The organism is Microbacterium testaceum, from assembly GCF_003075375.1.
GTDB lineage: Bacteria > Actinomycetota > Actinomycetes > Actinomycetales > Microbacteriaceae > Microbacterium > Microbacterium testaceum_E.
In genome coordinates this window covers 1-9898 of sequence record NZ_QDFT01000067.1, presented here as the reverse complement: position 1 = coordinate 9898, position 9898 = coordinate 1, and the positions used below count along the sequence as shown (strand labels likewise).

Annotated in this window: 11 protein-coding genes; 9 read left to right on the top strand and 2 right to left on the bottom strand. The window is 73.2% G+C overall.

Features of this window, described 5'->3' with window-relative positions; genetic code table 11:
* The 3 genes from DC432_RS15195 to DC432_RS15185 all read left to right on the top strand — a co-directional run.
* Positions 1-216 (top strand): enoyl-CoA hydratase-related protein (locus DC432_RS15195; RefSeq protein ID WP_243393168.1); only part of this gene is annotated, 216 nt, incomplete at its 5' end.
* A 16-nt stretch (positions 217-232) separates the two neighbouring features.
* Entirely contained in the window at positions 233-1393 is a 1161-nt protein-coding gene (locus DC432_RS15190) for an AMP-binding protein (RefSeq protein WP_116538569.1), read from the top strand.
* Between the two features lie 11 nt (positions 1394-1404).
* Positions 1405-2376, top strand: a complete 972-nt coding sequence (locus tag DC432_RS15185; RefSeq protein ID WP_116538568.1) for a 1,4-dihydroxy-2-naphthoate polyprenyltransferase — start codon at positions 1405-1407, stop codon at positions 2374-2376.
* Between the two features lie 17 nt (positions 2377-2393).
* Here DC432_RS15185 and DC432_RS15180 read toward each other — a convergent pair whose 3' ends face one another.
* Complete coding sequence (locus tag DC432_RS15180) at positions 2394-2708, bottom strand: DUF4229 domain-containing protein (RefSeq protein ID WP_116538567.1); 315 nt, start codon at positions 2706-2708, stop codon at positions 2394-2396.
* Positions 2709-2816: 108 nt separating this feature from the next.
* On the opposite strand from DC432_RS15180, the gene DC432_RS15175 reads away from it, so the two are divergent.
* From DC432_RS15175 to DC432_RS15165, 3 genes are all read left to right on the top strand, one after another.
* Positions 2817-3236 (top strand): PLD nuclease N-terminal domain-containing protein, encoded by a 420-nt coding sequence (locus DC432_RS15175; protein WP_108320141.1) that lies wholly within the window; start codon positions 2817-2819, stop codon positions 3234-3236.
* Positions 3139-5022, top strand: a complete 1884-nt coding sequence (menD, locus tag DC432_RS15170; protein ID WP_116538566.1) for a 2-succinyl-5-enolpyruvyl-6-hydroxy-3-cyclohexene-1-carboxylic-acid synthase — start codon at positions 3139-3141, stop codon at positions 5020-5022. The genes DC432_RS15175 and menD overlap by 98 nt, the downstream gene beginning before the upstream one ends.
* Before the next feature lie 79 nt (positions 5023-5101).
* Positions 5102-5959 carry a polyphosphate kinase 2 family protein gene (locus tag DC432_RS15165; protein WP_116538565.1) on the top strand — a complete coding sequence of 286 codons (858 nt, stop codon included), beginning with the start codon at positions 5102-5104 and terminating at the stop codon, positions 5957-5959.
* A 3-nt stretch (positions 5960-5962) separates the two neighbouring features.
* On the opposite strand, the gene DC432_RS15160 is transcribed toward DC432_RS15165, so the two are convergent.
* Positions 5963-7240 carry an isochorismate synthase gene (locus tag DC432_RS15160; RefSeq protein WP_116538564.1) on the bottom strand — a complete coding sequence of 426 codons (1278 nt, stop codon included), beginning with the start codon at positions 7238-7240 and terminating at the stop codon, positions 5963-5965.
* Positions 7241-7366: 126 nt separating this feature from the next.
* Here DC432_RS15160 and DC432_RS15155 point away from each other — a divergent pair, with 126 nt between their 5' ends.
* The 3 genes from DC432_RS15155 (at position 7367) to DC432_RS15145 (ending at position 9784) form a co-directional block, all read left to right on the top strand.
* Positions 7367-7930, top strand: a complete 564-nt coding sequence (locus tag DC432_RS15155; RefSeq protein ID WP_116538563.1) for a DUF402 domain-containing protein — start codon at positions 7367-7369, stop codon at positions 7928-7930.
* A 9-nt stretch (positions 7931-7939) separates the two neighbouring features.
* Positions 7940-8659: a demethylmenaquinone methyltransferase gene (locus DC432_RS15150; protein WP_116538562.1), complete on the top strand. Its 720-nt coding sequence runs from the start codon at positions 7940-7942 to the stop codon at positions 8657-8659.
* Positions 8660-8722: 63 nt separating this feature from the next.
* On the top strand, positions 8723-9784 hold the full coding sequence (locus DC432_RS15145; protein WP_108318809.1) for a polyprenyl synthetase family protein: 1062 nt from the start codon (positions 8723-8725) through the stop codon (positions 9782-9784).
* Positions 9785-9898 lie beyond the last annotated feature (114 nt).

The following is a 9898-nucleotide window of genomic DNA, read 5'->3' as shown; positions in this document are numbered from 1 at the left end:
CCGCGAATGGCCCGGACCATCCTGACCAAGTCGCCGACGGCGATCCGCATGCTCAAGTACGCCTTCAACGCCGTCGACGACGGCCTGGTCGGTCAGCAGCTGTTCGCGGGGGAGGCGACGCGTCTGGCGTACGGCACCGACGAGGCCGCCGAGGGGCGCGACTCCTTCCTCGAGAAGCGCGACCCCGACTGGTCGGGCGTGCCGTGGCACTACTGAGCGTCGGACCGAGCGCGTGAGGCTCGAGCCGCCGGCATCCGGCGATCCGCGCGACGTCGTGCGGGCGTTGCGCGCGGCGGTCCTGGGGGCGGGACCCGCCGTCGCCCTGGGCGGGGCGGACCTGCCCGGCGATGCCCCCGCCGGGACGGCCGTCGTCGTGACCACCTCGGGCTCGACCGGTGTGCCCAAGTCGGTCGCGATCTCGCGCAACGCCCTCATCGCCAGCGCCTACGCCACGGCCGCCCGCATCGGCGAGGGGTCCTGGTTGCTGGCCGTTCCGGCCACGTACGTGGCCGGGGTGCAGGTGATGGTGCGGGCGCTGCTCGCCGACCGCGAGCCGGCCGTCCTCGCCGGTCCCTTCCGCCCCGAGCCGTTCGCCGCCGCGGCGCTGGGCATGGCGTCGCACGACAACGGCGAACGCGTTCCGACGTTCACGTCGCTCGTGCCCGCGCAGCTGCAGAGACTGCTGGATGCCGCCGACGCCGACCCCGCGGTCGCGCAGGCGGTCCGCTCGTTCGAGGGCATCCTCATCGGCGGCCAGGCCCTCGCCCCGGCGATCCGGGAACGCGCGCTCGCCGTCGGCGCCCGCGTCATCCGCACCTACGGGTCGAGCGAGACGAGCGGCGGGTGCGTGTACGACGGCGTGCCGCTGGACGGCGTGGGGATGCGAATTGTCGACGGCGAGGTGCGCCTGTCGGGTCCGACGCTCGCCGACGGCTACCTCGGCGACCCCGGGCGCACGGCATCCGTCTTCCCCGTCGATGACGACGGCCGGCGCTGGTACCGCACGGGTGACGGCGGCGAGATCGTCGACGGGGTGCTGCGGGTGACCGGACGGCTCGACAACGTCATCGTCTCGGGCGGGGTGAACGTGTCGCTCGACCGGGTGGAGGCGGCGGTGCGCGGCATCCCGGGCCTCGAGAGCGCGGTCGTGGTGCCGATCCCGGACGAGACGTGGGGTCAGGGGTCGGCGGTGGTCGTGCCCGGGATCGCGGTGTCTCGCGAAGCGGACCTGCTCGCGGCGATCCGCCCGGTGGTCGCCGCCGCGGTCGGAGCCCCCGCCCGACCCGCCCGCGTCGTGGCGATCGGCGAGATGCCCGCGCTCGACTCGGGCAAGCCCGACCGGGCCCTGCTCCGACGTCGACTCGACGCGGGTGGCGACCTCGCGCGGGCTTAGGATGAGCCTCCGTGGCAGCTCCCTCTCGTAAGCGTCCCCAGACCGCCAAGAAGCGTCGTCCCGGCGGCAATCCGCAGAAGAACCGCAGCGCCGCCCCGCAGGCCGTCGCCCCCGCGACCGCCCGTGACTGGATCGCCGCCGCTCGCCTGCGCACCCTTCCGCTGGCGATCACGCCGGTCCTGATCGGCACCGGGGCGGCGACCCTCGTCGATGAGCGGTTGCATTGGGTGATCGCCCTGGCCTGCCTCGCTTTGGCCTTCGCCCTGCAGATCGGCGTCAACTACGCCAACGACTACTCCGACGGCATCCGCGGGACCGACGACGTGCGCGTGGGGCCGGGCCGTCTGACCGGCGGTCGCAAGGCGAAGCCGCGGACCGTGCTCATCGTCGCTCTGGCGTTCTTCGCCCTCGCCGGTCTGATCGGTCTCGCCCTCGTCATCCGCACCGGACAGTGGTGGTTGCTGCTGGTGGGCGCGGTGTGCATCGCGGCCGCGTGGTTCTACACCGGCGGCAAGCGTCCCTACGGGTACAACGCGATGGGCGAGCTGTTCGTGTTCGTGTTCTTCGGGCTCGTCGCCACCCTCGGCACGACCTGGCTGCAGGTGCTGTCGCTACCGCAGGAGGCCTGGTTCGGCGCGGTCGCCGCGGGACTGCTCGCGTGCGCGGTGCTGCTGGCCAACAACCTGCGCGACATCGACCAGGACCGCCTCGCCGGAAAGCGCACCCTCTCGGTGCTCATCGGTCGACGCGCCACGCAGGTGCTGTTCACGCTGTTCGTGCTGATCCCGTTCGCGATCGCGGTGTTCCTGGCGTTCGTCTACCCGATCGCATGGCTGACGCTGATCGCGCTGCTCGGCGGGCTGGCGGCGATCCTCATCGTCTGGACCTACCGCACGCCCCGCGAACTCATCACGGCACTGCAGGTGACGAGCTTCACCTCGGTCGCGTACGGAGCGCTGCTGTTCTGGGCGTTCGCCGGCTGAGCGTTCGCCCGCTCAGGTCAGCGGGCGATCGGGGGCTCGCCGTCGGGGCGGGTCGCGTCGACCACCGCGTCCTCGGCGTCGGCGTCGGTCTCGGCGCCGGTGCGTCGACCCGCCGCCTGTCGCTGGGCCCGACGTTCGGCCAGACCACCGGTGACATTGTCGAGCGGGCGGCGCAGGAACAGCAGCGACAGGCTCAGCCCGATGAGGGCTGCGAAGATCGCCGCCAGCCACGGGAGCTCCTGGAACACCGGGAACAGCAGCAGGATCACCAGCGGCACCACGAAGGCGAGAAGTCGCAGCACCGTGTAGACGAGGGCCGAGCGTGCGCGCATCGTCCCAGTCTACGGCGGCGACCATCGGGGCCATCCCGGGTCGTTCGACGGTGGGCCAGCTCGGCGGCGTCCGGGCCGCCCCGCCGTGGACGCACGTAGAATCGGTCCATGGCACGGCTGCTTCTCATCCTGGCGCTCGTGGCGACCGTCTTCTGGGTCTACACGATCGTCGACTGCGCCGTGCAATCCCCCTCGCGCCACCGCGGGGTCAGCAAGCCCGCGTGGATGGCCATCGTCATCCTGCTGCCGGTGCTCGGCGGCATCCTGTGGTTCCTCATCGGTCGGGGTCGCGCCGGCAAGCCGGTCGTCCGCCGCGCTCCCGACGACGATCCCGAGTTCCTCGGTCGCATGACCCCCTCGGCGCGCGCCGAGCAGGACGAGCGCATCCGCCGCCTCGAAGAGGAGCTCGCGCAGCTGGACTCCGAGGCCGATGATCCGGCTCCGCCGAAGAAGTCGGCCGACCCGGGTGACGACCCCCGCAAGCCCGGCGACGACGACACCCGCGGTCAGCGCGGCGCCGTCGGCTGACGCCGTGACCTCGCCGAACGGTCGCTCCGCCGCGCCCGCCACCGACGCCGCCGCGGCGCTGCTCGCCGGACTCGTCTCGCGGGGCGTGCGTCACGTCGTGGTGAGCCCCGGTTCGCGCTCGCAGGCCCTCGCCCTCGTCGCCGCCGAGCTCGAGCGGGACGGGCTGATCCACCTGCACGTGCGGATCGACGAGCGCGTCGCGGGCTTCACCGCCCTGGGCATCGGACGCGAGAGCGGGATGCCGGCCGTCGTGGTCTGCACCTCGGGCACGGCCGTCGCCAACCTGCTGCCGGCCGCTCTCGAGGCGCACCACGCGGGCGTGCCGCTGCTGCTGCTGACGGCCGATCGCCCGCCGGAGCTGCGCGGCGTCGGCGCCAACCAGACGACGCGCCAGCCGGGGCTCTTCCGCTCGGCCGCGCGTCTCGAGGCCGACCTGGCCGTTCCCCATCAGACCGACGACGACGGCGATGCGGTGCAGACCGCCGACCTCGACGCGCTCGCGGCCGAGGCTCTGGCCGCCGCTCTGGGCGAGGGTGCGCGCGTCCCGGGCCCCGTGCACCTGAACGTGCCCCTGCGCGAGCCGCTCGCGGGCGCCGCCCCCTCGTGGCTCGCCGCGCGCGCGGCATCCCCCGCTCTCCCGGACGAGCCGAAGGACGACGGCGACGACGTGTCGGGCGCGCTCTACCAGGGCGGCGGCGGGATCGGGCGCGCCGACGTGGCGCCCGACGCCGAGGCCGCCCATCGCCTCGAGACGGGGCCGCGCACCATCGTGGTCGCGGGGGCGGATGCCGGGGCCGCGGCCGAGCAGCTCGCGCACGACGGCGGCTTCCCCCTCGTCGCCGAGATCGTCAGCGGCGCGCGCTTCGGTCGCCAGATCGTGCACGGCTATCGGGGCTTGCTGAACGACCCGCAGCTCGGCGGACGCATCGAGCGGGTCGTCGTCTTCGGTCGCCCGACGCTCAGCCGCGAGGTGACGCGCCTGCTCATGCGCGCCGACGTCGAGGTGCTGGCCGTCCGCGGACCGGGCGAGCCGATCAACCTCAACGGCACGACGTGCGCCGTCGACGCCGTGCGGGTCGCCGGCGCCGCCGACCGCGAATGGCTGGGGGAGTGGATGCGCGCCTCGCGCGCCGCGGCGGTCGATCTCTCGCCGCCCGCCCCCGACGCCGACGGACTCGCCTCGGCCGTTCCGCACGAGCGGCTCGGCGCGATCAACGCCGAGGTGCAGGTGATGCGCGCCCCGGTCGACCGCGCCGCCCTCGTCGACGCCCTGTGGCGGGCGAGCTGGCCGCACGACCGGCTGGTGTTCGGTTCGTCCCGCATCGTGCGCGTCGCCGACGAGCTGCTCGGCGGCAAGAAGGTCGCCGTGCATTCCAACCGCGGTCTCGCCGGGATCGACGGAACCATCGCCACGGCCACGGGCATCGCCCTCGCGAGCCAGGGCGACGAGCGGCCCGGCGTCACGCGCCTGCTGCTGGGCGACCTGGCGTTCCTCCACGACATGGGCGCGCTGCTGCTGCCCCCGGGCGAAGCCGAGCCGCGCCTGCAGGTCGTCGTCGGCAACGACGGCGGCGGCACGATCTTCGACGGGCTCGAGGTGGCCGGGGTGGCCGGCGACGACGCGATGACCCGCGTGCAGTACACGCCGCAGACCGCGCGACTCGAACAGCTCGCCCTCGCCTTCGGATGGGAGTACCACCGCGTCACGACGCGAGTGGCGCTCGATCAGGTTCTCACGTCCCCCACCGGCGGACGCCAGCTCATCGAGGTGCCGCTCGCCCGCTGATCGCGCCGACACGGCATCCCTCGATCCGGGAACCGTCAACGGGTGGCGTCGGGCACGCCGGACGCGCCAGCATGGCGTGATGAGCACGAAGAGCCGCTGGTCCTCGCCCGCCGCCGACGCCCTGCGCGTCGACCCCGGTTTCCGCCTCGCCGACATCGACACCCGGTCCACGCCCGGGTACGACGGCGACAAAGACAGCGGGAAGGCCGACCTCGAGGCGGGTCGCGAACCGCTCGAGGACCTGCAGGAGCGGCTCTTCGCGCAGAGCGTCGCCGGCACCGCCACCGGTTCGGTGCTGCTGGTGCTGCAGGCCATGGACACCGCGGGCAAGGGCGGCATCGTGCGCCACGTCGTCGGGGCCGTCGACCCGCAGGGCGTGGAGCTGGCCTCGTTCAAGAAGCCGACCGCCGAGGAGCTCGCGCACGACTTCCTCTGGCGGATCGAGAAGAGACTCCCGGATGCCGGGCGCCTCGGCGTCTTCGACCGCTCCCACTACGAGGACGTGCTCATCGGCCGCGTGCGTCAGCTCGCCGCGCCCGACGAGATCGAGCGCCGCTACGGCGCGATCGTCGCCTTCGAGGCGCAGGCAGCCGAGATGGGGATCCGCGTGGTCAAGGTGATGCTGCACATCTCGAAGGACGAGCAGCGAGAGCGCCTCGCCGCGCGTCTCGAGCGCCCCGAGAAGCACTGGAAGTACAACCCCGGCGACGTCGACGAGCGCCTGCTCTGGGACGACTACATGGACGCGTACCAGGTCGCCATCGAGCGCACCTCGACGCCCGTCGCACCGTGGCACGTCGTTCCCGCCGACCGCAAGTGGTACGCCCGGCTCGCCGTGCAGCAACTGCTCATCGACGCCCTCGAGGACATCGCGCCGCAATGGCCGGCCGCCGACTACGACGTCGAGGTCGAGAAGAAGCGCCTCGCGGACTCCTGACCGTCAGGCCAGCGCCTCGACGATCGGGCGGAATTTCACGCGCGTCTCGAGCAGCTCCGATTCGGGCACGCTGTCGGCCACGATCCCCGCACCCGCGTACGCGGTGATGGGGGCCGTGGGCGACGAGGGCGCCGCGCGATCGATCTGCGCGCAGCGCAGCGCGATGGCCCACTCGCCGTCGCCCGAGGCGCTCGTCCATCCGACGGCGCCGGCGTAGCGACCGCGGTCGAACGGCTCGAGGCGCCGGATGACCTCCATCGCCGCGGTCGTGGGGGTCCCCGCGACCGCGGCCGTGGGGTGCAGCACCGACAGCAGATCGAGAGAGGACGCGTCCTCGCTCAGCACGCCCTCGACGTCGGTCGCGAGGTGCCACACGTTGGGCAGCTTGAGCGTGAAGGGCTGCGCCTCGGCGGCGAGCGACGAGGTGTGCGGACCCAGCGCGTTCAGCACGCTCTGCACCGCGAAGCGGTGCTCGTCCTGGTCCTTCGAGCTCTCGGTGAGGGCGATGGATGCCGCGACATCGGCGTCGGCGTCGCCGCCCCGGGCGACGGTCCCGGCGAGGACGCGCGCGGTCACCGTGCCGTCCGACACCGTCACCAGCGTCTCGGGGCTCGCGCCGATCAGACCGTCCACCGCGAACACCCAGCAGTCGGGATAGCCCTCGAGCAGCGATCGCACGAGCCGGCGGAGGTCGGAGCCGGCGGGCACCGTGCCGGTGATGTCGCGGGCGAGGACGACCTTGGCCACCTCGCGGGAGCCGATCGCCTCGATGGCCTGGCGGACGGCATCCTGATACTTCTCCGCCGTCTGGAGCCCGGGGCCCAGCGTCGCCGACCAGTGCGGACCGAAGGGGGAGCGCGGGGGCAGCTCGGGCTCGGGCTCGTCGGGGGTGTCGTCGAACGCCAGGCGGGTGACCCACGCGCGGCCGCTGTGCCGCCCGACGATCATGCCGGGTACGCGCAGCACGTTCTCGCGCGCGGAGCGCGGGTCGAACACGAACGAGCCGAAGCCCACGAGTCCCGTGCCCGGAAGGCCCACCGGGTCGTCGACGGCGGCGGCGGCGGCGATCGCGCGCCAGCGCTCCGAGATCGTCGCGTCGCCGGGCTGCGTCCCCGTGTAGCGCAGGGTCAGCAGGTCGCCGAAGGCCGACAACGACTCCCCGCGTCGACTCCAGAAGAGGGGGTCGTACGGCGTGGTGTAGGCCAGCACGTCGTCCATCGGGGGGATCTCGCGCGTGATCACGCGCAGGCGCGGCACGGCGTCATCCGCGGGTTCGAGCATGTTCTCGAGCGTAGACCCGCCGTCGTCGACGCGGCGGCGGCCGGCTCGCCGATGCTCCGACGTCGAAGGGACGGGCGCGCCCCGCCGCTTGCGTCCCGGGTCCGAAGGGCGTTTTAGACTCCGGATATGGACAACCGCCCCGCCCCCGGCACCCGCCTGATGTTCGAGTGGCGCAAGTGGGACGGCTCGCCGCACTGGGTGCAGGACAGCGTGTACCTCGGCAGCGACGAGTGGGGCGAGTGGTTCGGTCAGCAGATCGGGTGGCGCAGCGCCCGTCCCGGTGCGGAGTTCGTCTGCCGTCAGCCGAACGTCACGCTCGTGCCCGCGAGCGGCGACTGGGCGTTCACTCACAACGCCGACCCGCACCCGGTGGCGGTGTACATCGATCTCGCGTGGGACGTGCGCTGGCACGACGACGGCGTGCCCCGCGGCATCGACATGGACCTCGACGTCGTGCGCCGCACCGATGAGCGCGGTACCTGGATCGACGACCGCGACGAGTGGGACGACCACCGCGAGCGCTACGGCTACCCGCGCGAGATCGTCGAGCACCTGGATGCCACCGCCACCGACCTCGAGCGCCGCGTGCGCGACCGCGAGGCGCCGTTCTCGGACGACGTCACCGGGCCGTGGCTCGAGCGCCTCGCGGCTCTGGCAACCCCCGGCGACGACCCCGCCGCGCGCGCCTAGACTCGACGGGTGAGCAGCGACCCCAACCGCGCCGACCTCGGTAAAGACCCGCAGCGCGTCAGCGGCATGTTCGACCAGGTCGCGGCGGCCTACGACCGCACCAACTCGGTGTTGAGCCTCGGCAACGACCGCCTGTGGCGCGTCGCGACGCTGCGCGCGGTGGCCCCCCAGCGCGGGGAGCGCATCCTCGACCTGGCGGCCGGCACCGGCACCTCGTCGATGGCGTTCGTGCCGAGCGGGGCGCACGTGGTCGCGGCCGACTTCTCGCGCGGCATGATCGCCGAGGGGCGCCGACGTCACGGGAACGTGCCCAACCTCGAGTTCGTGCAGGCGAACGCGACCGACCTGCCCTTCGCCGACGGCGAGTTCGACGCGGTCACGATGTCGTTCGGGCTGCGCAACGTCGACGACCCGCGCCGCGCCCTGCGCGAGCTCCGCCGGGTCACCCGCCCCGGCGGACGCATCGTGGTCTGCGAGTTCTCGCACCCGCCGTCCCGCGTGTTCAACGGCCTCTACCGCTTCTACAACGATCGGGTGCTGCCGATCGTGGCGAAGGCCGTGAGCTCCAACGCCGAGGCCTACGACTACCTCAACGAGTCCATCCGCGACTGGCCCGACCAGCCGACGCTCGCGGGATGGATGCGGGATGCCGGCTGGGAGGACGTGGCCTACCGCAACCTCTCGCTCGGCATAGTCGCTCTGCACCGCGGCATCCGCCCCGCCTCGTAGCTGCCCTGTCAACCGTCGAGATACCCGCGGTCGCGCCCGAGCGCGCCAGGATAGGCTGAAACCGTGACCCCGAGACCGTCCGCGGCCGGCACCCGCCTGTCGGGCAAGCTGGGCCTGAGCGACCGCATCTTCGCAGGATTGCGTTCGCGCACCCTCCTCTCCACGGTGGAGGCGGGTCTGGCGCGCGTCGAGACCGAGCTCGAGGGCGAGGTGCGCAGCGCCGACAAGCTCGCCGACGTCACCGCGCGGTACCTCTACGAGGCCGGCGGCAAGCGCGTGCGCCCCATGCTCGCGATTCTCACCGCCCAGCTCGGACAGGGCACGACGAAAGAGGTCGTCGAGGTCGCCACGGCGCTCGAGCTGACCCACCTCGGTTCGCTGTACCACGACGACGTCATGGACGGCGCCGACAAGCGGCGCGGCGTCCCCAGCGCGCAGACGGTGTGGGGCAACAACATCGCGATCCTCACCGGCGACCTGCTGTTCGCCCGCGCCAGCCAGCTGATGGCCCGTCGCGGAGAGCGCGCGATCCAACTGCAGGCCGACACCTTCGAGCGGTTGGTCCTCGGGCAGATGCACGAGACGGTCGGACCGCAAGAGGGCGACGAGCCGGTCGACTTCTACCTGCGGGTGCTCGCCGACAAGACCGGCTCGCTGATCGCCGCCGCGGCCCAGTCCGGAGTGATCTACTCGGGCGCCCCCGAGGAGTTCGAGGAGCCCATGGTCGTCTTCGGCGAGAAGGCGGGCGTCGCCTTCCAGCTGCTCGACGACGTGATCGACCTCTCGCCCGACCCGTCCGAGACCGGCAAGGTGCCCGGCACCGACCTGCGCGCGGGCGTGCCCACCATGCCCTATCTGCTGCTGGGTCACCGCTCCGACGCGGCCTCGGCCGACCTGCGCGCACGCATCGACGAGGGCCAGGAGCGCATCGCCGCCGGCGCCGACGCGTCGATCCTCGACACGGCGCTGGCCGAGCTGCGCGACCACGAGACCACGCACGAGACCCTGCGCCTGGCGCACCAGTGGTCGCAAGAGGCGATCGACGCCCTCGCGCCGCTGCCCGACGGTGCCGTCCGCGAGGCGCTGACGCGTTTCGCGCGCGCCGTGGCCGACCGCTCGGCCTGATCCCTTTTCTCCCCACCCCCCCCCCCCCCCCCCCCCCCCCCCCCAACCCCCCCACAACCCCCCCCCCCCCCCCCCCCCCCCCCCCCCCCCCCGCCCCCCCCCCGCCCCCCCCCC

Bases quoted from the DNA above. Each gene is read 5' to 3' on its own strand.
- DC432_RS15160 (WP_116538564.1), bottom strand. From the start codon at position 7,240: ATGCTCGAACCCGCGGATGACGCCGTGCCGCGCCTGCGCGTGATCACG.
- DC432_RS15155 (WP_116538563.1), top strand. From the start codon at position 7,367: ATGGACAACCGCCCCGCCCCCGGCACCCGCCTGATGTTCGAGTGGCGC.
- DC432_RS15165 (WP_116538565.1), top strand. From the start codon at position 5,102: ATGAGCACGAAGAGCCGCTGGTCCTCGCCCGCCGCCGACGCCCTGCGC.
- menD (WP_116538566.1), top strand. From the start codon at position 3,139: ATGATCCGGCTCCGCCGAAGAAGTCGGCCGACCCGGGTGACGACCCCC.
- DC432_RS15175 (WP_108320141.1), top strand. From the start codon at position 2,817: ATGGCACGGCTGCTTCTCATCCTGGCGCTCGTGGCGACCGTCTTCTGG.
- DC432_RS15180 (WP_116538567.1), bottom strand. From the start codon at position 2,708: ATGCGCGCACGCTCGGCCCTCGTCTACACGGTGCTGCGACTTCTCGCC.